Annotated in this window: 19 protein-coding genes; 9 read left to right on the top strand and 10 right to left on the bottom strand. The window is 63.6% G+C overall.

Features of this window, described 5'->3' with window-relative positions; translation table 11 throughout:
• Window positions 1-3: 3 nt before the first annotated feature.
• The gene (locus H6718_07050) at window positions 4-960 is read right to left on the bottom strand and encodes an alpha/beta hydrolase (protein ID MCB9585137.1); all 957 of its coding nucleotides are present in this window, start codon (window positions 958-960) and stop codon (window positions 4-6) included.
• Between H6718_07050 and ttcA the strand changes: the two genes are divergently transcribed.
• On the top strand, window positions 959-1,987 hold the full coding sequence (ttcA, locus tag H6718_07045) for a tRNA 2-thiocytidine(32) synthetase TtcA (GenBank protein MCB9585136.1): 1,029 nt from the start codon (window positions 959-961) through the stop codon (window positions 1,985-1,987). The two genes, H6718_07050 and ttcA, sit on opposite strands and share 2 nt — an antisense overlap.
• Window positions 1,988-1,997: 10 nt before the next feature.
• On the opposite strand, the gene H6718_07040 is transcribed toward ttcA, so the two are convergent.
• Together H6718_07040 and H6718_07035 are read right to left on the bottom strand one after the other, a co-directional pair.
• Window positions 1,998-2,519: a hypothetical protein gene (locus tag H6718_07040; protein ID MCB9585135.1), complete on the bottom strand. Its 522-nt coding sequence runs from the start codon at window positions 2,517-2,519 to the stop codon at window positions 1,998-2,000.
• A 498-nt stretch (window positions 2,520-3,017) separates the two neighbouring features.
• The gene (locus H6718_07035; protein ID MCB9585134.1) at window positions 3,018-3,587 is read right to left on the bottom strand and encodes a hypothetical protein; all 570 of its coding nucleotides are present in this window, start codon (window positions 3,585-3,587) and stop codon (window positions 3,018-3,020) included.
• A 154-nt stretch (window positions 3,588-3,741) separates the two neighbouring features.
• Here H6718_07035 and H6718_07030 point away from each other — a divergent pair, with 154 nt between their 5' ends.
• Window positions 3,742-4,146 (top strand): hypothetical protein, encoded by a 405-nt coding sequence (locus tag H6718_07030; protein MCB9585133.1) that lies wholly within the window; start codon window positions 3,742-3,744, stop codon window positions 4,144-4,146.
• A gap of 18 nt (window positions 4,147-4,164) precedes the next feature.
• Here the strand turns inward: H6718_07030 and H6718_07025 are convergent, their stop codons facing one another.
• Genes H6718_07025 through H6718_07015 form a run of 3 tightly spaced genes read right to left on the bottom strand, consistent with a single transcriptional unit; the run spans window position 4,165 to window position 13,339 of the window.
• Complete coding sequence (locus tag H6718_07025; protein MCB9585132.1) at window positions 4,165-6,438, bottom strand: ATP-dependent Clp protease ATP-binding subunit; 2,274 nt, start codon at window positions 6,436-6,438, stop codon at window positions 4,165-4,167.
• Complete coding sequence (locus tag H6718_07020; GenBank protein ID MCB9585131.1) at window positions 6,435-9,914, bottom strand: ATP-dependent Clp protease ATP-binding subunit; 3,480 nt, start codon at window positions 9,912-9,914, stop codon at window positions 6,435-6,437. Before H6718_07020 ends, H6718_07025 begins: the two co-directional genes overlap by 4 nt.
• Window positions 9,914-13,339 carry an ATP-dependent Clp protease ATP-binding subunit gene (locus tag H6718_07015; protein MCB9585130.1) on the bottom strand — a complete coding sequence of 1,142 codons (3,426 nt, stop codon included), beginning with the start codon at window positions 13,337-13,339 and terminating at the stop codon, window positions 9,914-9,916. The genes H6718_07020 and H6718_07015 overlap by 1 nt, the downstream gene beginning before the upstream one ends.
• Before the next feature lie 57 nt (window positions 13,340-13,396).
• Between H6718_07015 and H6718_07010 the strand changes: the two genes are divergently transcribed.
• Window positions 13,397-14,467, top strand: a complete 1,071-nt coding sequence (locus H6718_07010) for a hypothetical protein (protein ID MCB9585129.1) — start codon at window positions 13,397-13,399, stop codon at window positions 14,465-14,467.
• 90 nt (window positions 14,468-14,557) lie between these two features.
• Here H6718_07010 and H6718_07005 read toward each other — a convergent pair whose 3' ends face one another.
• Window positions 14,558-14,911, bottom strand: a complete 354-nt coding sequence (locus tag H6718_07005; protein ID MCB9585128.1) for a hypothetical protein — start codon at window positions 14,909-14,911, stop codon at window positions 14,558-14,560.
• A gap of 1,182 nt (window positions 14,912-16,093) precedes the next feature.
• On the opposite strand from H6718_07005, the gene H6718_07000 reads away from it, so the two are divergent.
• From H6718_07000 to H6718_06990, 3 genes are all read left to right on the top strand, one after another.
• The gene (locus H6718_07000; protein MCB9585127.1) at window positions 16,094-16,570 is read left to right on the top strand and encodes a winged helix-turn-helix transcriptional regulator; all 477 of its coding nucleotides are present in this window, start codon (window positions 16,094-16,096) and stop codon (window positions 16,568-16,570) included.
• Window positions 16,571-16,732: 162 nt separating this feature from the next.
• Window positions 16,733-17,572 carry a hypothetical protein gene (locus H6718_06995; GenBank protein ID MCB9585126.1) on the top strand — a complete coding sequence of 280 codons (840 nt, stop codon included), beginning with the start codon at window positions 16,733-16,735 and terminating at the stop codon, window positions 17,570-17,572.
• A 237-nt stretch (window positions 17,573-17,809) separates the two neighbouring features.
• Window positions 17,810-18,946: a hypothetical protein gene (locus H6718_06990; protein ID MCB9585125.1), complete on the top strand. Its 1,137-nt coding sequence runs from the start codon at window positions 17,810-17,812 to the stop codon at window positions 18,944-18,946.
• 62 nt (window positions 18,947-19,008) lie between these two features.
• On the opposite strand, the gene H6718_06985 is transcribed toward H6718_06990, so the two are convergent.
• The 3 genes from H6718_06985 to H6718_06975 all read right to left on the bottom strand — a co-directional run bounded on the left by H6718_06985 (window position 19,009) and on the right by H6718_06975 (window position 22,503).
• Complete coding sequence (locus H6718_06985) at window positions 19,009-20,523, bottom strand: radical SAM protein (GenBank protein MCB9585124.1); 1,515 nt, start codon at window positions 20,521-20,523, stop codon at window positions 19,009-19,011.
• 145 nt (window positions 20,524-20,668) lie between these two features.
• Window positions 20,669-21,751, bottom strand: a complete 1,083-nt coding sequence (locus tag H6718_06980) for a hypothetical protein (GenBank protein MCB9585123.1) — start codon at window positions 21,749-21,751, stop codon at window positions 20,669-20,671.
• Entirely contained in the window at window positions 21,751-22,503 is a 753-nt protein-coding gene (locus tag H6718_06975) for a hypothetical protein (GenBank protein ID MCB9585122.1), read from the bottom strand. The genes H6718_06980 and H6718_06975 overlap by 1 nt, the downstream gene beginning before the upstream one ends.
• A gap of 193 nt (window positions 22,504-22,696) precedes the next feature.
• Here H6718_06975 and H6718_06970 point away from each other — a divergent pair, with 193 nt between their 5' ends.
• The 3 genes from H6718_06970 (at window position 22,697) to H6718_06960 (ending at window position 26,854) form a co-directional block, all read left to right on the top strand.
• Window positions 22,697-23,947, top strand: a complete 1,251-nt coding sequence (locus H6718_06970) for a 2-isopropylmalate synthase (protein MCB9585121.1) — start codon at window positions 22,697-22,699, stop codon at window positions 23,945-23,947.
• 428 nt (window positions 23,948-24,375) lie between these two features.
• Window positions 24,376-25,611 carry a glutamate dehydrogenase gene (locus H6718_06965; protein ID MCB9585120.1) on the top strand — a complete coding sequence of 412 codons (1,236 nt, stop codon included), beginning with the start codon at window positions 24,376-24,378 and terminating at the stop codon, window positions 25,609-25,611.
• 223 nt (window positions 25,612-25,834) lie between these two features.
• Complete coding sequence (locus H6718_06960; protein MCB9585119.1) at window positions 25,835-26,854, top strand: hypothetical protein; 1,020 nt, start codon at window positions 25,835-25,837, stop codon at window positions 26,852-26,854.
• Window positions 26,855-26,859: the final 5 nt, after the last annotated feature.

Genomic DNA, 26,859 nt, shown 5'->3' with positions numbered 1-26,859 from the left:
TTCTCAGCGAGCTTCCGGCTCCGCGAGGAAATCAAAGAGCAATTCCAACGTTCGCTCCGGCGCGTCCACATGGGAGAAGTGGCTCGCGTCCTTCAGCACCTCGTAGCGAGCGTCCGGCAGCAGACGCTTGAGCGCGGCACCGTTCTTCGGGCTGACCATGGGATCGCGATCTGCATAGAGCAGCATCAGCGGGATCGGGAACGCCTGATTGCGATCCTTGCGCAGCTGGAGGCGCGCGAGCAGCTCCTTGAATCCCTGGGGATCCACCGTGCGTGCCAAGTACTGAATGAAGGCCTTCACTCCGCCTTCCGTGGCCAGCGGGGCGCCATACTCGCGTGCCTCTTCCAGGCTCTTTAGGCTCTCGTCGTAGTAGTGAACGTTCTTGTGCGCCCAGCGCTGAGGGTCATGGCGAATCACCCTAGCGAGTACGCGCTGGCTACCAGGGATGCTGAGCGCTCGCTTCAAAGCGTAGAGCCGCGGCTCCGGTCGCGCTGGGGAGTGCACGTTGACCAGGCGGGAGAACAACTTTGGGTCCGCCAGCACGGCGCGCATGCACAGGTAGCCACCGAGTGAGTTGCCCACCGCCGCGCAGCCCTCGATCTCGAGCGCCTGAACCAGCTCGCGGATCCAGTCGCTGAGCGACTCTGGGGAGTAGAGATCGGGATCCTTCGGGTTGAGCACCATATCGGTGCGGCCCGCGCCTGGCAGATCGGGGGCATACACCGTGAAGCGCTCTGCCAGCGCGGACACCACGTAGCGCCACGAGTAGGAGCTGGTCATCAGTCCATGAATCAGCAAGAGCGGTGGGCCGCTGCCGAGCTTCTTCAGGTAGACGTGGTGGCTCCCGAAGCGCCGGGATTCGAGCTCGAGGCGCTGGGACGGCAACTCGAAGTAGTCGTGGGGGCGACGGGGCCGCTCCGGGAGCTCGTCGTACCGACCTTGTTTGAACGGCTGGACCATGGGCGCCCGACGAGCCTCCGGGATCTCCCTGCAAAAGACTAGGCCCTTCCGGGGTGCACGCGGGGCAGCGCGTGATAGCTTGGCGCCGATCGTGAAGCCGCATAGCTCAACACCAGCCAAGAACGCCGGCGCCCGCTTGCGGCGTCTGGAAAAGCGCCTGCTCGGGCAGCTCGCGCAGACGAGCGAAGCGTTCAAGCTGCTCGAGCCGAACGATCGGGTGATGGTCGCGGTGAGCGGCGGCAAGGACTCGATGAGTCTGCTCAGCTTGCTCGGCCAGATCCGCGCGCGTGCGCCGTTTCCGCTGGAGCTGATCGCGGTGAACCTCGATCAAGGTCACCCCGGCTTCCCTGCCGAGGTGCTCCCGAACTACTTCGAGGCCCAGGGCTTCGACTACAAGATTATCCGCGAGGATACGTACTCCATCGTCAAGTCCAAGATCCCGGAAGGGCGCACCTACTGCTCGCTGTGCTCCCGGCTGCGTCGCGGCATTCTCTACAATGTCGCTCAAGAGCTTGGCTGCACGAAGATCGCTCTAGGCCACCATCGCGAAGACACCATCGAGACGCTGCTCTTGAATCTGCTCTACAGCGGGCAGATCAAGGCGATGCCCCCGCGTCTGCAGTCCGATGACGGGCGCAACGTGGTGATTCGTCCGCTGCTCGAGTGCGCCGAAGCGGACATCGCTGAATACGCCGCCTTGATGCAGTTCCCCATCGTGCCGTGTGATTTGTGCGGGTCTCAGGACAACCTCAAGCGCCAACGCATCAAGCGTCTGATCGATGAGCTTGCGGCAGAGAACCCCAACGTGCGCGGAAACCTGCTGGCCGCACTGGGCAACGTGCGAGTCACTCACCTGCTCGACCGCGCCTTGAGCGGCGATACGGCGCCCGCAGGGCGGGACGCCTGGCTGGATGCTTCCGATGATGGACAAGCATCAGAGCTTGGGTTGGGGGAGAGGAGCGCCTTCGACGCGCCCGCAGGCTCTCCGGATCAACCGTTGATCCCCCTCAGCGCTTTAAGGCGCTGAGCCGCGTCGTTCACGCGCAGCGCTGTTCGCGGTCTTGCCCACTCTGGGCGGTGGTCCACTGGCAGAGGATGGTGGTCGTCGAGCCCTCGCGGTTCACGAACACGTCCTCCATCAAGGTCCACGCCTGGCTGCAGTTGCGTCGTAGCACCGCTTGCACCGCCGCTGCCCAGGCCTCGGCGCCGTACTCACTCTGGTTCAGGCCTCGGGCCGTGAGATGCAGTCGACCGGCAACCCGGCGGAGCGGCTCGAAGCGGACTTCGTAGTCATGGGTTAACTCGCTGATCAGATCGAGGATGCGGATCAACACGCGCTTTGGGTCTGGCTCCGAGCTTGGATCGACCAGGAAGTCAGCAGCGTAGGCGCCCATCTCACGCGCGCCGCTGATGCCTTCGATGGCACCGAATGCGGCCACCAGCTCAGTGCACAGCTTGGCGTCGACCCACTCCGGAACGTCAGCCTCGAGCAACGCCGCTCGCGCGCGCGGCGAGAGTCGCCTTTGGAACGCCTCCAGGCGCTGAGCGGTGTGATGCATCAGCTCGGTCTGGTCATCCCAGTCGTTTGTAGTTTGGCGGCACTGTGGCGCCAATCCCCGGTCTTGTAGGAAGGCCCGAAAGGCCCACAAGACTCTCCCCCTTAGCATTGCCATAGTGACTTCCATAGAGCACAGGCTGTGCCATGAGCCCCGCGACGAGTTTCCGCACGTTTACGGATTTGGCCCTTTCAGCCCTGAAATATCCCTCTCAAGTTCGGGCTGTCGCGGCGTCGTCTCGAACCTCGGGCTGCTGTTGACTGTAGCCTGCAGCATCGCCACACCTCAGGTGGCCTGACCAATTTGGAGTGTTCACAGTGACTGAATAACCATACGGATAAGCGAGTCATGGGGCGCGTAGCGTGCTGCGCGGTGCCGGCGTTTCCCTTGACCCTTCCCCACGCTGCAACCGGGTAACCGTGTGTTTCAGTCAGAGCACAAAACGCAGCAGGCCCCGCGCTTTCGTGCGGGGCCCAGGCTTGGTTCAGTTTGCTACTCGTATCAAGCGGCGAAGATGCGCTGGCTGTCAGGCGCTGCAGCGGTGGCGCGCTTCCAGTCACACAGGACGCTCAGGGTAGAGCCCCCTCGGTCCTCGAAGAGGTCTTCCGTCAGCGTCCACGCGCGCTGGCAGTTGCGTTGCAGCACGCGTTCGATCGCTGCTCCCCACGCTTCCGCGGCGAGCTCACTTTGCCGCGCGGCAACGGAACGGATGTAGATGCGGCCAGCGACTCGACGCAGCGGCTCGAAATGCACCTGAAAGCCCGAAGTGAGCTCCGATACGAGCTTCGCGCAGCGCTCGAGAGCCTGCTCCATATCGGGTTCTTGGCGGGTATCCACCAGCAAGTCCGCAATGTAGGCGCCGAGATCGCGCACGAGGCGCATGCCCCCAACGTCGAACACCGCGGCGATCGCCTCGTTGAAGCTCTCGACGTCGACCCATGAGGGCAAATCATCGCTAGCCAACAGAGTGCGGTTTCTATCCGACAGCCTTGTGAGCACTGACTCGAGGTACCCGCGCTCCATCAAGAACGCGCGGTACGCCCACAGCACCCTCCCCCTCAACCTTGCCATACCCTGCGTAGAGCACGACGTATGCCAGCAACCGCTCAACTGGTTTACGCGTACTTACGCCCGATCAGGCTTTGCACGAGTGAAACAGCGCTGCTCACATGAAAGATGCCGCAACTCTCCGTGCGCTCGCTTCAAGTTGCGGTATGGGGGACGCATGCGCCGCAGAAACATGGCGGTTGTCGCGGCTTTAGTGGGGAGTGGGTTGTGCGTCTCTTGCCAGGGCAAGTCCGCACCTTGGCCTGAAGGTTCCCCAAGAACCGAGGATGAACAGCTCGCCCAGGACGTGTGGAAAAACCGCTGTGCGGAGTGCCATGGCCAGTTCGGCCATGGCGATGGACCGACAGCTCACACACTCAAAGTGAAGCCTCGCAACTTCACCGACCCTGAATGGCAGAAGGGCGAAAAGGACGACGAGCTGGAGGCTGTGATCCTCTTGGGCGGGTCCGCGATGGGCTACTCGTCGGAGATGCCGCCGAACCCTGACTTGAACAAGCACCCGAACGTCGCGCCGTTGTTGGTGAAGAAGATCCGCTCGTTGGATCGCTCTCGGCCGCGCTGAGTTCGCGCCTGTACAGCCCTAGCGAGCCTGCACACGGAGCTCGAGGCTGTCTGCGCTACGCTCGAAATGCGCTGTGAAAGCGCTGGCTTGGGGCTCGCGCGCCAAGTGCGCAGCGAGGGGCGTGACCACAAGCTCCTCGATCACGCGCTTGAGCGGCCGCGCGCCGTACTTCGGATCGTAGCCCAGGCTGCTCAGGAGTTGCTTGGCTTCGCTGGTCAGAGCTAGCCGCACCCCACGGTTCTTGATCCCAGTGCGACTTTCCACATGTGAAAGCTCGAGGTCGACGATGCGTGACAAGTCCGACTCATCCAGGTGACGGAAGCTCACCACCTGATCGATGCGGTTGAAGAACTCCGGTCTGAAGAAGTCCCGCGCTGCGCTCTGGAAATCGCCGGTCGCGTCCCTGCTCTGGTTGAAGCCGCCCACGCGTTGCACACCCGCCCCGAGGTTCGAGGTCATCAGCACCATGCAGCTGCGAAAGTCGACGAGGCGACCCAGTGCGTCGCTCAAGCGTCCCTCGCCAAGCACCGCCAGCAGCAAATCGAAGGTCTCTGAGTGCGCCTTCTCGATCTCGTCCAGTAGCACGAGGCTCAGCGGCTGGCGGCGCACCTGTTCCGCGAGGCTCCGCACGCCCCTGCCCACCTGGATCAAGCGACTGGCGGAGCCTGGGAAGCTGAACTCACCCATGTCGAAGCGCACCAGTCGATCGGCGTCGCCGAACATCAACTCGGCGAGGCGCTTGGATAGCTCCGTCTTACCCACACCCGTCGGGCCCACCAGGAGCAGGCTGCCCAAAGGGCGCTCGGGATCGTTCAACTTCGCCTTCAAGCGCGCCACGACGCGCGCTGCTGCTGCGCAAGCCTCGGGTTGGCCGATCACGGTCCTGTCGAGCTCGGCGGAGATCTCTTGCGTCGTGGCGGAGTAGGCGTCGCTGATCAACCGCACCGGCAGTCCCGAGTACTCGCTGAATAGCCGGCTCATCTGCTCTGGGCCCACTGCCGTCGTTTGCGCGCCCTCCTGCGCCAGAGGCTGTTTGGCGAGCCAGGCGATGAAGGCGAAGGCCTTGCCAGGAAACTCAGAATCCCTGCGGAAAGCGTCCAGGTGCTCGATCAGACGTCGCCTCGCCGCCGGCTCACTCGAAAGCCCAGTGCGACCAATGCCGACCTCCACCAGTGACATCAACTCGAGCCCGTCCGGGGGCTCCACGCGCAACACTTTGAGGCGATTGATCAGCGCAGGGGCCGTCAGCTTCGCGGCCGCGTACTCTTCTGGGGTCGCCTCGAAGATCAGCGGTAGCTGTCCGCGCAACGCGACGGGTGCGAGCATCTGAGCGATGCTGCTGCCATCGATGGACCGTTGGACGATCTCCGCGAGGGAGCCCAAGTACAGCCAGGCGTGCTCGTCCGTCAGTTCGGAGATGAGCTTGTACACGCGCTCTTGCCACATCCCCAGGTACATCATTCCCGCGAGGAGACGGTCCATGCTCGTCTCCAGCAGGCGAGGGGCCACGAGCTCTGCGCGCTTTCGCTGCAACGCGGCGAAGGCCAGGCGCTTGACGAGTGTGGTCTTCCCGCTGCCCGGTGCACCGATCACCACAACGGAGGGCAGCTTCTTCAGGCCCACGATCCGCGTCAGCTCTTGATCGAGGGGATGAGCGCCGAGGGGCTGCGTCAGGCGCCGCCTGGCCGCCTCTTCTACCCACTCCGTGCACACCTTGCTCGCGACGTTTTCCTCGTCTTCGCTGGCTTCTGAGCCGGCGCGTCGCGACCCGCGGAGGATCGTTGCTGGCTCCCAGTTGAGCACGTACTCCTCGTGCGCTGCCCTGAACTCGTAGGCCCACGCCGCCTTCTCACCGACTAGTGCTGTCGCGACCGCACGTCGGATGACGTCAGGGGCTAGCCCCAGCTCTTCCACCAGGAACCACCAGCGATACCTTGGCAATACCACGCGGAAAGCACCGGTCGATAGCTTGCTCCACGCGTAGCAAAGCTCGATTGGGATGCTTCGCTTGCCGACCACCGCTTGCTTGTCGACGAAGGTCGCTGGGTGCACCTCGACGCGGATGCGGTTGACCGCGAAGTCGTCCTCCCAGAGGTAGCGTTGCAGGTCGTCGCCCGCGGTGAGGCGTCCCAGCATCTGTTGCTCGACCTGGTCCAGCACCTCTTGGTTGGTGTGCCCGAACGCCGCTGGCGGCGGTTGGTCGAACAGCAGCTCCTGTTTGCGCATGACGAAGCCGACGCGCCCGCCGTCTTCGTGTCGCACCATGTAGACCCGCAAGGACTTGTCGCTCACGACGCCTCACCTTCCTGGGTGCTGGTGCCTACGCCGAGCCACAGGCAGCGCCGGATGGCGTCCTCGAGGCTGCGCGTGGAGATCTCTTCCACGTAACCCAAACGGTAGTCCTCCACGAGTAGCGGTCCTCGTTCAGGCTCGTCGCTGCCGAGGGGCGGGTCGTAGGTCAACCGGCGCACCATTGGCAAGAGCTTGAGGGGATTCTCCGGGATCGGGACCAAGCCTTCGTCCAGGGCGCGCTCGAAGCGTAGGATTTGTTCGAGGTGTGCTTCGATCAGTGCACCACAGGGCACATCGGTCTCGGAGCGCGTCACCACCACCCGGACCAGCTCCGAACCGAAGGCGGTGGTGGTCCAGGCATGTGTGCCCGTTTCCCCAAAGAAACGATCGTAGACGAGCGGCCCGACGATCTTCAGCACCAGGTGCTCGATCTTGCTCCCGGAGCTCTCCATCAGCTCCGCAAGGACCTGCGGTTTGTCTCCGTAGCGCACACGACCGTCGCTCAGGCGCGCACTGAACTCCGCGAGCTCCCCGAAGCCAGATCCAAACGCACGAGTCAACGCAAGCAGCAGACCGCCACCGCGACCCTGATGCTCCAAGCGTCGGCGTTCACGGCCGATCTGGGAGAGCTCGATGAGCACTCGGTGTCGTGATGAGTCTTCGAGTCTCGCGAGTGCTTCGCCAAGGAAGCGCACTCTAGCGTGGAGCTCGAAGAGCTCGTGCTGAGCACCACGCGCGCTGAAGCTGCTGCGAATATCGTGGTGTCCGCGGGGCACACGGATGCGCTGATCCCTACCGTGCGGCGTTCGTTGGCCTTGCGCTTGGTCTCCATCCGGGCGCTTGTCGGAGCGTCGACCCACCATGCGCTCGAGGCGGTCATGCAGCTCGACCAGCTCCGTGCGCAACGCGTCGGTGTGGAAGAGGGCGTCGCTGGCTTCCCCTTCGAAAGCCGCGCCTGCTGCTTGGGTCGTGAGCTGGGCGATCTTCTTCGCTAGCTGACTCAGGGCGCCGCCTGCGAGTAGCTCGTCCAGGAGCGCCAACGACTTCGGTAGCTCAGCGGCGAGCTCGCTGACGCTGGCGCTCAAGAGCCTAGCCATCGGCGGCTCCTGCCCCGGGTTCTCCGCTTCCTCCAGTTTTTCGCCGAGGAGCCGATAGCTCCCATCGGCGAAGTAGACGCGAAACACGCGCAGCTTGGCCCGCCCACCGGAAGCGAGGGCGTCGGTGAGCAGGCTGGTGACTTCCCGCTCCAAGAAGCGCTTCACTCCTCGCGCGCCGTCCCGGGCTTCGAACGCAGCGTCGACCACCTGGCGTAGAGCGCCCTTGTGGACGAAGACGAAGCAGTCGTTGTCGGTCAGGCCCCGACGCGCGAGCAACTTGGAGACCTCGGCCTCGACGATGCTCTCGGCGACCTCGCGCGTCAAAGGCGCAAAAGGCACCACCCGATCGATGCGGTTGAAGAGCTCCGGCGGGAAGAACTCGCGTACCGCCTTCGATATATCCCCGAGGATACGTTGGCTAGCATCGCCAAAGCCCACCGGCGCGCGTGAACTTGCCCCGAGGTTCGAGGTCATCAAGATGACCGAGCGGCTGAAGTCCGCGGTGGCTCCCGAGGCGTCCGTCAGCCGTCCCGCATCGAAGACCTGGAGCAGCAGGTACAGCGCCGAGCTGTGCGCCTTTTCGATTTCATCCAGTAGGACCACGCTGAACGGCTGCGCCTGCAGCGGCGCTGTGAGCATGCCCCGGGGTGAGTAGCGATCCCCAATCAAGCGCGCTGCTGCGTCAGGGCCGGAGAACTCACCCATGTCGAGGCGTACGAGGCGCGCGTCGTCTCGGTACAGGTACTGGGTGATCGCCTTGGCGAGCTCCGTCTTGCCGGTACCGGTTGGCCCGGTCAGGAGGTAGACACCGTAAGGTCGACTGCTGTCGGTCAAACCCGCGCGGATACGCAGAATGAGATCACTCGCCGCGCGGATGCCCTCCGGTTGTCCCATCACGCGTTGGCTGAGTCGTTCGGCGACTTGCTCTGCGTCTAGCGCGGCGGTTGCTTCGAACAGCGCTACCGGTAGGCCTGTGAGCCCGGACAAATGTTCCAGCACCTGTTCGTTGCCAACACGCTCGACCTGCTTTTGCTCTGGATCGCTCGCGCCGCGAATCACGCTGTCCAGCGGGTCCATCACCCTGCCCGGCAGCTCCGAGCCTCGGAGCAGCGCGGAGCCGAGCTCGACCAGGCTGCGTAGAGCGAACGGATCCACCCGCACCTTTTCGCTGTGCCCCAGGCTGCGACTCTCTTGGAAGGCGAGCATCAACGTCTTTCCGGGGTCACACGCCGGGAGGTTCAGCCGGGTGAATGCGTCGGCGAAGCTCGGCGCGTCGTACTCCAGCCGCTCGAGCTGGCTAGGGGTGCACTCCGACACGATGGTGAGTTGCTTGCGCGCGAGCGGACCTACGAAGAAGTCCGCCAGGCTGCGGTTCGATCCGCGATGGCGGCCAATCTGGCCAAACGCGTGGATGTCCTCCACGTAGAGCACCACCTTGTGGTCAGCGCAGTCCTGCAGCACTTGAACCGCGCGTTCCTCCCAATCTCCAATATGACTCATGCCCGCGATCAAGCGTTGCCCGGACATTTTCCACACGTGGAAAACGCGGTCTAGATTGCGATGCGTGGGATAGTCATCGGCTTCGAGTAGGTCATGCACAAGCTGGATGATTGCCCGAGTCTTGCCGACGCCTGAGTCTCCGACGACCAACACGCTGTGCTTTTTTGGGCCACAAACTAGATGTGCCAGGTCGTCCTGTAGAGGTCTGTGGGAGGTGGGGCCGGGGGTGAGGCCCGAATGTTGTGCAGTCAAATCCTCTGCGATGCGATGGAGCACGCGCATGCCGCGCTTCACCTTGGGCTTGCCAGAGCGTTCTTCATCGAACTCGAGGTCTGCCCACACGTTCGTGGTGCGCTTGAGCTTGGCGAAGGGGCTCTTCGGCTCCGCGTTGAACGCCACGTTGGACAGCCGATCTTTGCCGTTCGTGGCGAGCTTGCCGAGTTCGTGCTGCTTCACGTCGGCCCACGCCTTGCCGAAGTAGCGCGTCGCAAGCGCTTCCAGCGGCTCATCGTCACGCACGGGAAACCACTTGTGCGGCAGCCTGGGGTGATACGCGATGATGAGCTCTCGCTCTTCACCCACCCAGCGCGGTTCGAGGATCAACGGGAAGATGCCGCTCAAGCTCACCTTGCTGGTGTTGACCTTGAGGTTGAGCTCCAAGTGTACGCGCTGGAGCTTGGTGCCACGCTTGCTGTCGAAGCGCTCGAGCTCCAGCGGCTCGGTCCCTTGGATCACGCTCTTCAGCTGCTTGATCAGGTTCGCCTCAGCCTTGACCAGGTTTGCGCCGTTGCTCTCCACCATCAGGCCGCCAAGCCCTACGCAGGTGAGAAGAAGGCCGTGAGACTCGCGTTGCTGATAGACCGGTATCGAGAAGTGCATCAGCCCACCCCCGTGGTTGCGATCAGATCGTCGATCTCACCACCGCCCGAGAGCTGGTGGACGAGGATGCTGAAGGCCACTTCGTCGAACACCTGCCAGTAGTTCGAGCCGGCGTAGCTGAAGTCGGGCAGAGGGGGCAGCAAGCTGACGTATTCCTCGCTCAGCTGATGCGACCTCACCCGCACTTCTTTCATCAGCACCTCCGGTCGCGGCAATTCCGGGGGGCGCATCCGCGAGTGCTGCCAGGCGGTTTTCTCTGGGGAAACACGCGCTCCCATGCGCACCACCTGCAGACTACGGGTGCGATCTTGCACACTGTGGTTGCCAAAGCTCTGAAGCCCAGCTTCCAACGCGAGCAGCGCGCCGGCGAAGCGTCCCTTCACCGCAAGCAGTAGTGTCGCCGACTTGCGCGTGCCCCCCAGGAGCTCCTCCAGCCAGCTGACGGGCTGGGGATCGGACCAGAAGCTGCCCTCTGGCCAGCCAGGGGAGGGCGCCTTCATGCTGCTTGGGGGATGCACGGAGACCTGCCAACCTCGCTGGCGGCAGGTTTCGGGGAATCCGCGCCACCAGCGATCGAGCGCGCGACTGCTGTCCAGCTCGCGCAACATCAGCAAGATTTCGTCACGGCCCTCGAGGCGCGCGAGTAACGCGGGCACCACGCCTCGTTTGAGGTTTAGTTCCGCGCGGAGACCATCCTCCCGCAGGCTATTGGCCGCGTCGCGGTCTGGCGTGTCGGAGACCACGAGCGAGGAGAATGCCAGCTCTTCGAGTGCCTCGAGCTCCTCCAGGGGGCCGTGCACCGCCGCCCAAATCTGCTCCAGATCCCCTAGCTCTTTGCGCAGGCGCTCCTGCTGCGCGCCCATCAGCTTCTGGCGCCTCCCGCCTTGAACGCGGGTCATCTGGCTCAGCTCGGTGCGCAGGTACTCGATGCGCGACTTGAGGTCGTCGATGGGATCGAAGTCGAGCCAGCTGCGGCCACGCTCAGCTGCCTCACTGATCTGACTGAAAGCGGACAGCTCGCTCTTCGCTGCCTTGCGGCCGCCTCGGCGTACGAGCTCGAAGACTAGTGTCTCCGTTTGGCTCCGTTTGAAGACGTTGGGCTGCGCTTCTTCTATTGGTAGGCGCACGTGGACCTGGCTGCCCTTTGCTTCGGCTCCCATGAGGCTCAACAAGCCAGCGACTGGCGCCAACATTCGATCCTCTAGCTCTCGCCTCAGGGCGCGTGCGCCGTAGCTAGCAGAGTAGCCGCCCTCTGCCAGCAGTGACCGCGCACCAGGAGAGAGGCTCAGCTCTACGCCGCGCTCGAGGAACCCGCGGCGCCGCGAGGCGCTGTCCAGGAGCAGCTCCAGCACGGTCTCGATCTCTTGTTGGCTCAAGGCGCTGAAGGGCACCACGCGGTCGAGCCGGTTGATGAATTCTGGGCGGAAATGTTCTCGGATGGCCCTTTGGTAGCTCCCCTGTGCGTCGCTGTCTCCTCGCAACAGACCCAGCCCTTGCCGCGAGTGCGTCACACCCAGGTTGCTGGTCATGATGATCAAGCTGTTGTGGAAATACGTTGTGCGGCCGTTCGCATCACTCAGGCGCGCCTCCCCCAAAACCCCAAGCAAGAGGTCGAAGACTGCTGGTCCGGCTTTTTCGATTTCGTCGAAGAGCAGCACGCAGAATGGCTGACGTCGCACTTCTCTGGTGAGCAGCCCTTCTTGGCTTTCCGTACCGTGAATCAAGCGCTCCGCCGCGAGTGAGTCGCGGTACTCGCTCATGTCGAAGCGAAGCAAGCGATCCGGAGAGCCGAACAGGAAGCTCGCCAGGCTGCGCGCGAGCTCCGTTTTGCCCACGCCGGTGGGTCCGACGAAGAGTAGGTTCGCGAGCGGTCTGCCGCTTGGCTGAAGGTTCGCCTTGACCACGCTGATGGCCTCGGCAACAGCGCGCACTGCAGGCTTCTGTCCGATCAACTTGGAGCCGAGTCGCTGCTCTACGAACTCGACCTCTAGGGGCAGGTCCTCTCGCAGCAGCGTTTCGGGGATCCCCGTCTGGCGAGAGAGCCAACGCTGAACGTCGCTTGCGTCCAGTAGCTGGTCCTCCGAGGTCACCCGAGCATGGGAATCCAAGAGCTGCTCGTAGAAGCGGATCGCCTTGCCAGGTAACGCGCGATACGGCTGATAGCGCTCGACCAGCTGCACCAGCGTCTTCGCTACGTCTTCCCTTAGCCTGACTCGCTGCTCCGTAGAGTTTTGGATCCTTGAGGCAACAATCGCTGTCGTTTGCTCGACGCTCAGCGGCGTCACGCGCACGCGATGAAAGGCGTTGAAGAAGCTCACGCCGCGCGGCTCGAGCACGTCCAACGTCTCCGCCGTGATCCGGCCCACCACGCGCACCTTTGCGTTTTGCAGGGCGCGCAACATGGCGCTCGGGATGTCCACATGACCTTCACTGTGATCACCGAACAAATCCGCCAAGTCATCGAAGTAGAGGATCGCGTCCAGGCGCTCGGCGGCTTCCAGCACGCGCGCCAAGCGGGCCTGCCACTGTCCGCGGGAACTCATCCCGGCGATGAGCTGCGCCGCGCTAGTGGAATAGACGCGCACCTCGTGACCTGCTGCCGCACGAGCGGCATACCAATCGTCCAGCAGTGCCCCCCTTCCAGAAAGCTCGTCGCCGACCAAGAGCACGCTCGTCCGCTGAGATGCTTCAAGCAGCGCCGCGAGCTGTCGCTGTTCACGCTCCCGGAACGCGATGGGCTGGCGTAGCGCGACGCCGTCCATGGCTGCGTGGCGCAGAGCTTGGCGTGAGTCTGCCCACAGCTCCCCTACCGACGCCAGTACCTCGATTGCCTGTTTCCTCTGTTCGCGATCAGAGAGCAGCGCACGCCGTCGAGCAACCGAGCCACCTGGTGCGTTGGCGTTGCGTTCGATTTCCACGTGGATCGTCTCTAGGCTGCAGCCGAGCGCTGGGGGAAACAGCGAGAGCGCATCCATCGGGTTCGGATCAAGCGCTGCGATGACTCGCTCGATCTCCTTCTGGACGACCTCTCGCAGGTCCTCGCCGCGGGCCACGAATACCGTGTGGTGCGGCGAGACGATGTCGACCCAGATTCCGCGAGGATCTGGAATCGTCACTCCGTAGATATCGACCTGGCAGGGAATGCGCGACGCTCGCGGCAAGTCACTGCGCTCGAGGTCGATAGGGATGACCACCAGCTCACAACCCTCGGGCATCGCAAAGCTGCTGAGGGTGGCGGCGTCCTGCTCCATCAGGAAGCGTCCGAGGAAGAGCTCCTGCTCCTCCAGCACGCGCTCGCGGATGCCGATGCTCGCCAGTTGGGGCGCGCTCACTGGGTGTGCGATCACCCGGCCGTTTTGCAGCTCGCGGAGCACCAATAGGGTGCGCAGACGAGTGATCTCGGTTTGGCTCGATTCGTTCCCCACGCCTTATCTAATACGCGATTGAGCCTGGCGGCTGTATCTCGCAGTACGCTTGACTGCATGTTCCGGGTCAAGCGACTCGTGGGCGCAAGCCTGTTGCTCTGTCTGTACGTCTCGGGGTGCGGCCGAGAGCCCGCGACGGTGCAGAGGCGGGCGCCGATCCGTGTGGCTCCGGACGTGCCTCCAGCCGCGCCGAGCGTTCGAGCAGACGCGCCCGATCCGCTGAATGACCTGCGCCCTGGCTACCGGGAGAGAATCCAGCTGCGGGCAACGCTTGCCGTAGCGGGGCGACTGACCTTCGAGCGCGGCGGGGATGCGGTGGTGGAGGCTGAGCGTGCGATCGACGTCCCGTTCGAGTTGGTCGTGATCGAGCAAACGCCCCGTGAACTACGAGTGGCCCTGGAGGACTCCGGAGCGGTCGTGCTCGCCTACGTTCCTCGCAGCGATTTGGCGCAGCGACTAACGGCGGAGACGCGTTTGCTTCTCGATCCCTTGCCAAAGCCCGATCGGCAGGTCGGGATCTTTCTGCGACCGGGTGCTCCGATCGAAATCTTGGCGCGCACTCCGCGGCATTTCCGTGCACGTTTCCGTGACTCCGACCTGGACTGTCAGGGCTACTTGAAGAAGAGCGCTCTCGGCGACGTGTATCAACCGGTGCTGCCAACGCTCGGCGAAAGCGAGCTCGATGCCAACAGCCAACTCCTGCTCGAGCCCGACGGCGCACCGCTGCCGTGCGCCCTGAGTGCGGGCAAGCGCCTGGTGACTGAACTCCGCAGAGCGGGGGACCACACCCTGGTCGAGTACGCGTCGTCCCATTTGAAGTTGGTGGGTTGGGTGAGGACCGCCGAATTGCACAACGCCTCTAGTGAAGGCTTCGTCAAGCTTGCGAGCCAGGGAGGGTTCGGGAGCGGTGTATCGGACCTCCGCGTCGTTACGTTGCGTAGCGGGGCATTGCTTCGCGACGCAAAGGGGACCGTGATCGGTCGCAGCCTTCGCGACGCTCAGCTTCCACTCGTCTCGCGCCAAGCTCAATCCAGCGCGCTTCAGCTGAACCTTCAACCCTGGGGGAAGGTGAGCGTCTGGGTCGACACTCAAGACACTAGCGACGGTTCCCCAGCAGGCGCGAACTAGCAATACGTCGCGCCCGAGAGGCGCGAACCAACAACACAGCGCGCCCGGGAGGCGCGAACTAGCAGTACTTCCTCGCGGGAACGCCGGTTCCTACGCCTTGAGTTGTGCCTCGATGCGGGAGTCGAGCTCGTCGGAGCGTTCTAGTGCTTCGGCGACCTTCTCCAAGTACTCCCGCTCCTCGTCCACGACCTTGCCGTCGACGCACGCGGCTTCGATCAAGAGCCCAAAGGCCTCCTCTCGCACCGCTTCCGGGAGTGTCAGAATCGCGGCCGAGGCTTCGGTCGAGTCGATGATGGGGAAAATGACCTCACGTTCCTCGAGCGGAATCGAGAACTTCTCCAACATGCGGTTGATGAAAACGTCCTCGTTGTCATCCAAGTCGTCGTCTGAAACGACGATGCCGGCGATCAATTGACAGACTCGGCGGCGCTGCGATTCGTCCATGCATCCTCCCTTGGCGCCGAGCATAGCAAGGGTCGTCCAGGTGCGCCTGAGCTTCCGTTGGTTTCAACCTTACCCGGCGGATCTCCTCAGGTTGGTCTGCCATTCTGGCTGCAGCCACGTGCGGAGTAAGGCGGGGTGAGGCGGATTGGGGGCAAGGCATGACAGATGAGTCCGCCTCGGCGTTAGCGCTCGCTGGTACCAGACGTTGCCCCTTGGTTGTCTCGCGTAAGCGCGCGGAAACTCCTACTGCGCCGTACCCGGTACGTCCCGTGCAGAGTAGAAACGCCGAGCACTTCGAGCGGGCGCCTGCGCCGGCTTGGTCATCGACGCTGAGACCTGGAAGTCGAGCTTCCGTAGTTTGGCGAGGTAGGATCTTCGTTGGATGCGCACACCCTGGCGGATCGTTGCTTGGTGGGTCGCATTCACTATGTCAGTGGACACCTGCCGCAAAAAGTGTTCCCACGTCGAGATACAACTCGGGCCGGGAGGCGCGAACAAGTTACAACTCGGGCTGAGCGCATCATCCGGGGAGCGCTACCAGACTGCGAGTGGCCCCCAGACGCGAACGGGTGCATTCCTCGCGCATGCCGACGCGGCGGCGAGAGCGCACGAATCCAGCCATTTTCGCACTTGCCGCGGCCTTCTCTGGTTCCTATCTAGCGGCGTTCGATCGACTAGAGCGAACGTTCTTGAGCAGTGTTGTCGTGTGTTTCTACGTTCGGAAACTAGAGACCGAGCCGCCAGTTCGTCATCAAACGCGTCCGTTCGTTCGAAGTCCGCTTGGTCCGAAGCTCGGCGTGCAGGGTAAGAGCAAAGCGGCCTTGAACGATCGGGAATGCCGAACGAACCCGGCCCAGGAAAGTGCGAAGGAAGCGCAGAACAGCGCTGTTTGTCGCTGCGCCTTCAAAGGTCATGCACGTTGTTCAAGCTGTGAAGCCTGCGCGTTCACGATGACCGCAGCACGTCCACGATGACGGCGTGCACAAAGACGGACTGCACTGGTTTGGCCACGTTCACCACACGCGAGTCTATCGCTTGCGCAGCTGCAACACCGCGCCTGCAACACCGCGCTCATACGCTGACGCGACCTAGGCATCCGCCGACGGCTCTCGAGTTGTTTCCGCGTGTCAAGAAGGCTTTTCCGATTGCTTGGTGAGCAACTGCCGACTAGCGTTCCTCGTGGTGCCTCGTTCCCCCTCTGATCGACGCCGCACCAAGGAGCCTCGTCACGGCAACCTTGGTCGGCTGCTCCTCGTGGCGAGTCGAGACTTTCAACGTCGCTCGATGTTGAAGCTCGCGGCCTACGGCTACGATGATTTGAAGCCTTCGCACAGCGCGCTGTTCTCCAACTTGGGTGTCGAGGGTGCGCGCCTGGTGGACGTCGCCGCTAAAGCAGGCATCACCAAACAGTCCATGGCAGCCATCGCAGACGAGCTGGAGGTGCTTGGCTACATCGAGCGCCTACCAGACCCAAGCGACGGACGCGCACGCATCATCCGGCTCTCGAAGCGCGGCTGGGAGTGCGTTGCGAAGTGGGACAACATGCTCGAAGAGATCGTTGACGAGTATGGCGCCAGCATTGGCGCGGCCCGCGTGGAGCGCCTGACCAAGGACCTCGCGAAGTTGGTCGCCACGTTGGCGGAGGACGAAGACGAGTAGCTCGTTCTCCACTCGTCAGGACCCTGCTGACGAGAAAAGCTGCGAACCGAAAGCCGAATATGCCTCCACCGGGTCTCTTGTGGGCACGGCGTTGGCAGCCGACGTCAAAGGCGAATGCGACTGGCCTTGACCGAGTCGTCCTGCCGCCGGACGGTTGAGGCAATGCGAGCTGAGCCCAGGGTTCGGGAGCCCGGCGGTATTTTCCGCAACGGCGTGAGTTGGCTGGTGCTGCTCTTGATTCCTACAGGCGGCTGCTTTCCCTACGTGCTGCCGCCATCGCAGCTGAGCATCGGCACTGGCGCCACCAATGGATACGTTGCCAACTCGGAGGTCAAGGAACCCGCGGCCCGTCCCGCCCACTACAACCTGCGTGGCGGGTTTCATCCTCTCGGCGCGATCGAAGGCATGGCGGATCGCCCGGTGGATGTGGGTGTTGGCTACCAGCTCGAACGTGCGCGCCCCGATGACGGTGAGTCGCGCTTCGTTCACGGTCCCTATCTCGAGCTCGACGGTTACGCCATTCCCGCGAAGAAAACCGGTGCGTCCGTTCGAGTGGGTGCGCGCGGCACCTTTGATCTACTGCTAGCCAACTACGACTACGATCGCCATGTCGGCGCCGGAGGCATGCTCGCGGCCTTGGTCGAATTCGTGGACTATGGTCAGTCGGAGTTCTCGTCGGATGACGGAGAAACCTCCACCGCTGGCATCACCGCGGGTGAACTCTCGATAGGCGGTTTCCTCGGGGCATCGTATCGGAACCTCGGTTCCCAGTCCTACTGGGGTGCGGTGATTGGTGTCACGGTGCGCCTGCCGTTCGTGGCGGGAGTGGCGTGTTGCTATACTGGCTCCGATAGTTCTGACTCGGACGACAGCTACTCGAGCGGCGGTTCGGGCAGCGGAGGCGGTAGTGGGAGCGGCAGTGGCGGCGGCTCGGGCGGCGGCGGGCGTACGCCGGCCCAACCCTCTCCCGGTCGCACTCCGGCACATCCAACTCGAAATTAGTTCCGCGGGGCAACGTGTGGTTAGGCTCGCTACAGTGTAGGAAAAGCCGCTACCTGTGGGCGTCGCCCCGTACCCCGGTGAGTGTCGCTGCTGGCGCGGAAAGAGGCCGGATTTGCTTTTAATATCGGGTGCTTACAAAAGGATATCGACCGTTCGGTTGAACTACTTCGCGCGACCCATAAACTGAACGCCCCACGGGTATGGAATGCGCTTCCCCGGCGCCGCTTAGGAGAGATCATGCGTCTGATTCAACTCACTGGTCTGGCTGTTGCTATCGGTCTGGTCGTCGTCGGCTGTGGTTCTTCCTCCGATAGTACCGAGGGCTCAGGCGGTACGAGCAACGCGGGTACGGGTAACGGGGGCAGCGGCAACGGGGGCAGCGCTCAGGGCGGCAACGGCGGCACTGGCGGCAGCACCGGTGGCACGAGTAGTGGTGGCAGTGCGGGGGTCGGGGGGAACCCTTTCCAAGGGGAAACGTTCGAGGTCAGCATTGGGCCGATCCCGGTGGCTTCCGGCGACGAGAACACGCAGTGCATCGTCACCCGCCTCGGCAACCCGAATCCGATTCACGTTGGCGCTATCCACAACGTGATCAGCAGCTCGTCTCACCACATGATCGTGTACCGCACCGCGGACACTGAAGAGCGGCTCACGCCGTTCGACTGCACTCCGTTCGTGGAGACGCTCGATCCCACCAAGGGTGCTCCGCTGATGGTCACCCAGAAGAAGGACGACGAGCTCCGTCTGCCAGAAGGCGTCGCGTTCACCCTCGAGGCGAACCAGATGATCCGCATCGAGCTCCACTACATCAACACCACGCCGACCCCGGTTGACGTGACCGCCAAGTCCATGTTCCACACGATGGACGACTCGCAGTTCCAGAACGAGGCAGACTTCCTCTTCATCGGCAGCCCTGACATCAACGTTCCCGCTCACGGAACGCAGAAGCTCGGTCCGATGTTCTTCAAGATGCCGTCGCAGTTCGCCGACTCGAACTTCTTCGCGATCACGGGGCACACCCATCAGTACGGGACGAACATGACCGTCGACTCCGTCGCCAGCTCTTCGGACACGGGCACTCCGGTCTATGACGTCCCGAACTGGTCCTGGGAGGAGCCCGAGACGGTAACCTACGATCCGCCCTTCCAGGTGCCCCAAGGCGGCGGCTTTAACTTCAGCTGCGAGTGGGACAACACCAGCAACTCGAACGTTGGCTTTGGCGAGAGCGCGAACCAGGAGATGTGCTTCTTCTGGAGCTACTACTACCCGAGCAAGGGCGCGAAGGTTTGCTTCGTGAGCGAACAGTACAACGTCACCGAGTGCTGCCCCGGCGGCGCCCTGTGCGGGCTGATCGAGCAGTACCTCGGTCTCTGAGGCGCGCAGCAACCACGGTGTATGCCGCTCGTAGCGATACGGGCGGCGTACTGCGTTTGTCTCTAGTTGCCGGTCAAGGGAAGCCGCTTCCCCGCGGCAAGGCCACCCGGTTTTGGATTCGGGACATGGCCTAGCTGTTTGAAGTGCTTGCGGTAGTCCGCGTAGCGACCGCCATCTCGCACCGCGGCGGCGAGCGCCAGGCCCTCCGCGCTACCTCCCTGGGCCAACACATACTCCACCCAAGCCCACTTCGAGCTCGTGGCGCGGACGTCGGCCCTGCCCTTCAGTCCACGTCGCAAACGCTCGAGGCGCGCGCCAACGACGTCCACCCCAGCGAACGGCTGACGGTCCAATGGGGTGTTCCGCTTGGCGCAAAACGGCGCGATACCGAGGGCGATCGGGATCTGCTTGGAGAGCTCGCTGACGAAGCCGACGCACTCGTCGATGTCTTCATCGGTTTCGCCTGGCAGCCCGATCATCAGATACAGCTTCAGCCGGTCGTAACCGTATTTGCGCGCGCGCTGCGCGGCGTTCTCGTAGTGCTTTTCGCGACCGCGGCGCTCGATCATCTCACGCAGGCGCTCACTTGGGCCGTCGAGCGCTGTGGTGAGTGTGCGGTAGCCCGCGCGACGCAAGCACTCCACGAACTCGTCTTTCAGGCGATCCGGGCGCAAGCTGCTGAGCCCCACTTCGCAACCGCGATCTGCGAGGCTGTTCACGATGTCCACGATGCGCGGGTGATCGCTGACTGCCGCGCCGACGAGACCAACGCGCTTCGCGTCTTCTGGAATCGTCTCCAGGATCACCTCTTGAGGTACCAGCCGCATGCCGCCGTTGGTCGAACGGCGCATCACGCAGTACTGGCAGCTCCGAGAGCAGCCGCGTTCGGTCTCGATCAGGAACATATTCGAGAGCTCGGTGTGCGGCGTGCGGATCGCGCTGTGGGCGGGAAGCAGGGCGTTGCTGCAAGCGGCGATGGTGCCGAGCGTCTCACCGTGTTGCTCAGCGACGCTGATGTTCGGGTGCTTGGCTAGCTCAGCCCTCGCTGTCTGGTGATCGGGCGCGCTGGCGATGGTCTGCACCGCCCAGGCTACGACCTCCTCAGCTTCGCCCATGATGATCGCGTCGGCGAAAGGCAGGAGCGGTGTGGGGTTCGAGAAAGTGAGAGGACCGCCGCACAAGATGAACGGGTGATGCCGCTCGCGCTCCCTCCAGGTCAGCGGGATCTTCGCGGCATCCAACATGCGAACGAGACCCGCCAATTCGAGCTCGTAGGCGACGCTGAACGCCAAGACGTGAAAGTCCGTTGGGGGGCGCAGGCTCTCGTAGCTGACGGAGACTTCTACCTCGGAAACCCCGGTGCGATCCCCGCCGTCCGGCAGGAACAGGCGCTCGCACATCACCTCGGGCGTGTCCTGGAGCGCGCGGTAGATGCGCTGGTAGCCCAGGGAGCTCATGCCCACGTGGTACGGCGATGGGTAGGACAAACCGACGCGGATCGGCGCCTCCTTGGCAATTCGACCGACTTCGGCGTCGAGGCGCTCGCGGATCAGCTGGCGTGTGGCGTTGGAAATCAAGCGGCCACACTATAGCGCGCGTTTGTCGGCGCACCTCCGATTGCTGCCCGCCGCCTCAGATACGCCGCGTGCTGTGGGGCAAAGCGGGCTCAGGCTGCGGCGCACCGGTATCCTGCCGCTGCGCCCCCGCCCAGCCTGCTGCGGCCTACTTCGTGCCGTGGCAGAACTTGCAGCCGAAATCCGAGTTTGCGTACATCCGGTCGAAGACCGGCTCGCTCTCGCCGACGTCCTTCAGTTCCTTGATGAAGTCGTCAATAGTTTCCGTACGGTTATCGACGAAGTCCTTGTACGGCCAGGAGTCGTAGTCCGGGGCTTGGCGAGCGGACTCGAAGTACGCTAGCGCCTCCTCTTTGCGCCCGACGCGGGCGAAGCCTTCGCCCATGTGGTAGCGCATGCCAGCCACCGCGTAGGGTGCCTTCCAGGTGTTGTGCTCACACCACTCGACGCCTTCACACACCCACGACTCAGCGAGCTCCACGGTCTTCTGGGGGATCCCGGTGTCCAGCGGCAGACCAATCGTCGTGCCGGTCAATGAGGGGATGTTGCCCAGCGGACAAAGCTCGACGTTCTTCAGCGCTTCTTCGAACAGCTTCTGCGCGGCGACGTAGTCCTTGGTGACCACGGCGATGGCGATGCGCATGGTGTCGCGCCAGGTCGGTGCGATGGGGTGCTCCGGCCACAACTCCAAGGTCTTGTCGAAGTCAGGTTCGACGGTCAACACCTTGTTCATGTCGCCGTTCTCCATGGCCATCGCCATGGCGAGCTGTCCCCTGCGGAAATAGAGGTTCGATACCTCTTGCTTGTCACCGCTCGGTTCGTACTTCGCAATCAGCGTGTTCAATGTCTCGTATGCCTGCGGCCGCTGATCGTAGTCGGCGCGCAGCGTGTACCAGAAGCGCTGCTCCGCGCAGCGGTAGGAGGTGGACTCGTCGAGTCCCGAGCAGTCCAACGGGTACTCGTCGAAGCCGATATCTGCGCCAGCGAGCCCGCCACACTGGGCTGCGCCGCTCGAGCCGCCGGCGCCAGCTACATTCAGGCCGCCGACTCCCGCGTTGCCTTCGCCGCCGACTCCAGCACTGCCGCCGCTGTTCGCCGAGCCACCGGCGGGTCCGGCGTTCTTCGCCGGCGAGCCATCGCCCTCGCTGCCACAAGCCATCGCGAGGCTCAGCGCGGCCATGCAGGCGACGACCAGCGCTCCCTCACCCCCAAGAATTCGAGAGCGGGCCATCAGAATGGGATCTCCGCGTTGAGCACCAGGTCGAGCTCGGTCACTCCGGGCGCCGCCAACGTCACCGTGATCGGTGAGAGACCATCGAAGGCAATCAGGTCGGGTTTTTTGGGGGAGGGGTCATCCGGGGTGACATTGCCGTCGTCGTCCATGAACGCGACCACGTAGCGTGGCTCGTTCGACAGCGGGATATTATCCACGCGGTAATTCACGCCGGTGCCGTCCTGGCTCAAGTCGGCGTCCATGATCAGGGTGTTCGCCAACGCCTCTGCGTTCATGTTGGTCACCGGGTTGTCCGAAAAGACCGCGATGTAGACGTTGCCGACACCATCGAGTCCGCTCGGGATGCGTGCGGTGCGGCCGATCTGCCCTGCAAGGGATGCGGTGCCCGCCACTGCGCCTCCGCTACCACCTGTTGCGCTACTACCAGCTGCGCTGCCACCGCTACCGCTCATCCCACCTGACCCGCCGGCAGTAGCGGCTCCGCCGGCGTTGGAGGCTCCGCTGGCGTTGGAGGCTCCGCCTTGAGCGGCTCCGCCTTGAGCGGCTCCGCCTTGAGCGGCTCCGCCTTGAGCGGCTCCGCCTTGAGCGGCTCCGCCACTCGGCGCGCCCGCCGTGCCAGCTGTCCCCGTCGGGTCAGCGTTGTCTTCCCCTGAGCACGCGCCGCCAAACAGCGCGATGCCCGCCAGCAATCCGATCCAACCAAGCCTGTGCATGGCGGCGAGGGTGCCGATGGAAGTGATAAGTTGCAAGTTCAACTTTCATATAACGGAGGCCCTCGCGATTCTTTAGGTCTAAAACAAGTGGCTCCAACTCCAGCGTCCGCACTTGAGTGCAGGCTTACGCGTTGCGCCATCCGAACCGGCTGAGATGCCGGTCGAGCAGTGGCGGCGCGTTACACTTGGCGCGGGACTTCCAGTCGCCCACGTGTCCTATACTTGGGACATGGGTGCTTCGAACCCCGGCGAGCCGGAACTGATCTACGACTGGAACGAGATCGCGCGCAAAGGTCGCGTGATCCCCAAGGGCGTCGAGTTCTTCGATGAGACTCTACGGGACGGGCTGCAGAACCCGTCAGTCGTGGACCCGGAGATCGAGGACAAGCTGAAGCTGATCCACCTGATGGATAAGCTGGGCATCCACGAAGCCGACATTGGACTGCCCGGAAGCTCTCGCCGCGCGTTCGACGATTGCCTGCGGATTTGCCAGGAAATCACCAACAACAAGCTCTCAATCAAAGTGGCGTGCGCCGGGCGCACCGTGGCCTCGGACATCACGCCCATGGTGGAGCTGTCCCAGCGGGCTGGCATCCCGGTCGAAGTCTATGCCTTCGTGGGCTCGAGCCCCATCCGCGCCTTGGCGGAAGAGTGGGACCTGGATCGCATCAAGCGTTTCACCGCGGAAGCGATTGACGTCGGGGTGAAGAACGGCCTCGAGGTCTGCTACGTCACCGAGGACACGACCCGCAGCCGCCCCGAGGTGCTCGGGGAGCTGTTCAAAGTCGCCGTAGACCACGGCGCGAGCGGCCTCTGCCTGTGTGACACGGTTGGTCACGCGACTCCCGACGGGGTGCGCAACCTGATCACCTTCACCCGCTCGCTGGTTGCTGCGATGGGCTGCGAGGTGCGCATCGACTGGCATGGGCACAACGACCGCGGATTGGGCCTGGTGAACGCCATCCTCGCGCTCGAAGTCGGCGCCGATCGCGTGCACGGCACAGCGCTCGGGATTGGTGAGCGCGTTGGCAACGCGCAGATGGAGCTGATCCTGCTCAACCTCAAGCTGCTCGGGCTGCTAGAGAGCCAGGATCTCAGCCACCTGCTCGAGTACTGCCAGCTCGCCGCCAAGGCGGTGGGCTGGGACGTGCCGATCAACTATCCGCTCGTCGGAGATGACGCTTTCCGTACGGCAACTGGCGTCCACGCCGCGGCCATCATCAAGGCCAAACAGAAAGGCGACGACTGGCTGGCAGATCGCATCTACTCCGGCGTCCCCGCGGGCATTTTCGGCCGGCAGCAGGAGATCTGCATCGGCTATATGTCCGGCGCCTCCAACGTGAACTACTGGCTGCGGCAGCGTGACATCGAGCCCAACGACGAGCTGGTGAAAGGCATCCTCGCTCGCGCAAAGGAGTCGAAGCACATCTTGCGCGATTCCGAGGTGATGGAGCTCGTGGAGCAGCACCGTCAGGGCTAGTCGGTTCAAGCTCACTGGCCTCAGTCGGCACTGGCCAAATCCAAACGGCAGTCGGCCCACGTTGCGGCAAAGCCAGGCTGCCTCGGCAGACCAAGAACGCTGAGAGCGTGTTCACGTCGAGACGTCAGCGGTCCGCCAGAACGTATCCGCGCGCGGAACCACTCAGTGTGGGGCTCGCCCCAACGCATCCAGAGCGAGCGGTTGCAAAGCCTTGCTCACCTGGCGCTGCGCCGCGTCGAAAGCGGCCTAGGCGTGCGGCGTGCGCGTTGCTGAAACACGCTCTCGCTTTGTTCTCAAACCCGTTACCCTGCAGCCAGGTGCCGTGCGCCGCGCTTCACCTCACGAGGTGAGTGACTCCTCGGTCGTGCCTACGGGCGGGGAAGTTTAGAGGGGAGCGCGCTCGGCTAAGTGACGGAAAGAGGGAGAACATGACGCCGTACCAGACAACCAACCATTTCCTCGAGCAAGGCTTCGAAATCCTCAAGCTCGACCCGCGCTACAAGACGTTGTTGGTCACCCCGAGTCGTGAGCTGCGCGTGGAGCTGGTGATCGAGATGGATGATGGTTCCATAGGGAACTACATCGGCTACCGCGTTCAGCACGACAACTCCCGTGGCCCGTTCAAGGGCGGCTTGCGCTATCACCCAGAGGTCGACATCGACGAGGTGCGTTCGCTGGCGTCGCTGATGACGTGGAAGACGGCGCTGATCGGCGTGCCATACGGCGGCGCCAAGGGCGGCATCCAGGTGGATCCACACAAGCTTAGCCAACGAGAGCTGGAGCGCCTCACTCGCCGCTTCACCGACCAGATCGCGGAGTTCATCGGGCCCGATACGGATATCCCCGCGCCGGACATGAACACCAACGGCCGCGTGATGAGCTGGATTTTCGACCAGTACAGCCGTCGCTACGGCTTCAACCCTGGAGTGGTCACCGGAAAGCCGGTCGATCTCCACGGCAGCCTGGGTCGTGAAGCGGCCACAGGTCGCGGCTGCCTCTACGCGATCCGCGAAGTGCTCGGTGCCGCAGGGAAAAACGTTTCTGGTACGAGCTTCGTCGTGCAGGGCTTCGGAAACGTGGGGAGCTTTTTCTGCCGCTTGGCCCACGAGGCGGGCGGGAAGATCATCGCGACGAGCGATGTGCGTGGCGGCATCTTCAACGCGGGCGGCCTCGACATCCCGAAGCTCGTGGAGCACGTCGCCAAGACGGGCAGCGTCGTCGAGTTTCCTGACAGCGAGCCGATTTCCAACGCGGACTTGCTCACGGCGCAGTGCGATGTGTTGGTACCCGCCGCGCTCGGCCACGTGCTGACTTCGGACAACGCCTCCAAGGTGAGCGCGAAGTACATCCTCGAGGCTGCAAACGGTCCGTGCACCGCCGAGGCGGACGGCGTGTTCAACCAGCGGGGTATCGTGTGTATCCCGGACATCTTCGCCAACGCAGGCGGCGTGACGGTGAGCTACTTCGAATGGGTTCAGAACACCCAACACCTGAAGTGGGGTGAGGATGAAGTGAACCGCCGCCTCGAGGAGCACATGGTGTCCGCGTACAAGTCCCTGGCCAAGGCGATGAAGAGCTACGGCGACTGCTCCATGCGCGCGGCGGCGTTCGCGCTGGCGATTCAGCGCGTCAAAGAGGCGACCGATATGCGCGGCCTCGGCTGAGTCTGAGGCGGGTCGACGCTGGGAGGTGTGTGAACGCCGCGTGCCCCGGCACCCAATCGAGCCTGGACGTCGCCGGCGTTCCAGGCTCTTTCGCTGCTGGGGCCTCATTTTCAGCTCGCTCAGTCGTCAGAGGACGCCCGCTGGGCGGGAGCTACACTTTGCCAATCCGCCTCCGAAGGGAGAGGGCCGTCACACTTCGGAGCGCTGTCCCGACGCTCAAGACATGTCACTCGGATCCGCTCGTCCTCCGTCCTGTGTGCTCCTCTGCCTGCTGCTAGCCGCCTGCTCCCGTGAATCGACGAACCCCCGGGCTGAAGCGCCGCCCCAGGCTCCGAGCAACACGGCCTCCCTGGCCAGCCACAGCAGCGGCGAATCCGGCGACTTCGCGCCGCCCTCGACGAGGCTCAGCAAGGGCGGGACTAGTGGAAAGGCTCCCCGCAGAGCAGCCAAGCCCAAGCCGAATCTCACTCCGTATCCCTGGATGTCCGAGCACTCGGAGCTCACCGTCCGCGATGACCTGGCGGTTCGCGTGCCGGCTCCTGCAGGCTTTGCTCGGGTCGAGCTGGCGGAAGGCAGCTTTGGTGCGTGGCTGCGCCACCTGCCCATGTTGCCGTACGGAACACCTGTTCGTAGCTACGCCGGCGGACGCCTGAGAGATGGCGAGAGTGACATCGTGACCGGGGTCGTGGCGCTGGACGTGGGCGACGCGGATCTGCAGCAATGTGCTGACGCGGTGATGCGGCTACACGGAGAGTGGCGTTGGTCTCAAGGGGGGCGAGACCAATCTTACCGCGCGGCAAGCGGCACCCCTCTCGACTATCGGCGCTGGGCTCAGGGTCAGCGCATCGTGGCCAAGGGCGCGAGCATCAGCTGGGCGGCGACTGGCAAGGCGAAGGATGACCACCAGAGCTTCCGCAAGTTCATGGACGCCGTGTTTGCCTGGAGCAACACCGTGGCGCTGTCTCGCATGGGCAAGCACGTGGAGTACGCCGAGCTCAGGCCAGGGGACTTCTTTGTGCAGCCGGGCAATCCCGGACACACGGTGCTGGTGCTCGACCTCGTGCGTGGCTCTGACGGGAGCCAACGTGTGCTGCTCGGTCAGAGCTACATGCCTGCCCAGAACTTTCATGTGCTGAAGAGCCCCGACGGGCCGTGGTTCAGGCTGTCTGCCGATGCGGACGTGAAGACCCCGCTCTGGCCGCGGCCCTTCAAGTGGGAGCAACTGCGCCGGCTCGATGGCTAGCCGGC

This window comes from Polyangiaceae bacterium (genome assembly GCA_020633205.1).
GTDB lineage: Bacteria > Myxococcota_A > Polyangia > Polyangiales > Polyangiaceae > JAHBVY01.
The sequence above is the reverse complement of the archived record's forward strand: the minus strand, read 5'-3'. Positions and strand labels throughout refer to the sequence as shown.

Excerpts from the sequence above, each read along its gene's own strand:
- ttcA (MCB9585136.1), top strand. The coding sequence starts at position 959 with ATGGGCGCCCGACGAGCCTCCGGGATCTCCCTGCAAAAGACTAGGCCC.
- H6718_07050 (MCB9585137.1), bottom strand. The coding sequence starts at position 960 with ATGGTCCAGCCGTTCAAACAAGGTCGGTACGACGAGCTCCCGGAGCGG.
- H6718_07040 (MCB9585135.1), bottom strand. The coding sequence starts at position 2,519 with ATGCATCACACCGCTCAGCGCCTGGAGGCGTTCCAAAGGCGACTCTCG.
- H6718_07035 (MCB9585134.1), bottom strand. The coding sequence starts at position 3,587 with ATGGCAAGGTTGAGGGGGAGGGTGCTGTGGGCGTACCGCGCGTTCTTG.
- H6718_07030 (MCB9585133.1), top strand. The coding sequence starts at position 3,742 with ATGCGCCGCAGAAACATGGCGGTTGTCGCGGCTTTAGTGGGGAGTGGG.
- H6718_07020 (MCB9585131.1), bottom strand. The coding sequence starts at position 9,914 with ATGCACTTCTCGATACCGGTCTATCAGCAACGCGAGTCTCACGGCCTT.
- H6718_07010 (MCB9585129.1), top strand. The coding sequence starts at position 13,397 with ATGTTCCGGGTCAAGCGACTCGTGGGCGCAAGCCTGTTGCTCTGTCTG.
- H6718_07005 (MCB9585128.1), bottom strand. The coding sequence starts at position 14,911 with ATGGACGAATCGCAGCGCCGCCGAGTCTGTCAATTGATCGCCGGCATC.
- H6718_06995 (MCB9585126.1), top strand. The coding sequence starts at position 16,733 with ATGCGAGCTGAGCCCAGGGTTCGGGAGCCCGGCGGTATTTTCCGCAAC.
- H6718_06990 (MCB9585125.1), top strand. The coding sequence starts at position 17,810 with ATGCGTCTGATTCAACTCACTGGTCTGGCTGTTGCTATCGGTCTGGTC.
- H6718_06980 (MCB9585123.1), bottom strand. The coding sequence starts at position 21,751 with ATGGCCCGCTCTCGAATTCTTGGGGGTGAGGGAGCGCTGGTCGTCGCC.
- H6718_06970 (MCB9585121.1), top strand. The coding sequence starts at position 22,697 with ATGGGTGCTTCGAACCCCGGCGAGCCGGAACTGATCTACGACTGGAAC.
- H6718_06965 (MCB9585120.1), top strand. The coding sequence starts at position 24,376 with ATGACGCCGTACCAGACAACCAACCATTTCCTCGAGCAAGGCTTCGAA.
- H6718_06960 (MCB9585119.1), top strand. The coding sequence starts at position 25,835 with ATGTCACTCGGATCCGCTCGTCCTCCGTCCTGTGTGCTCCTCTGCCTG.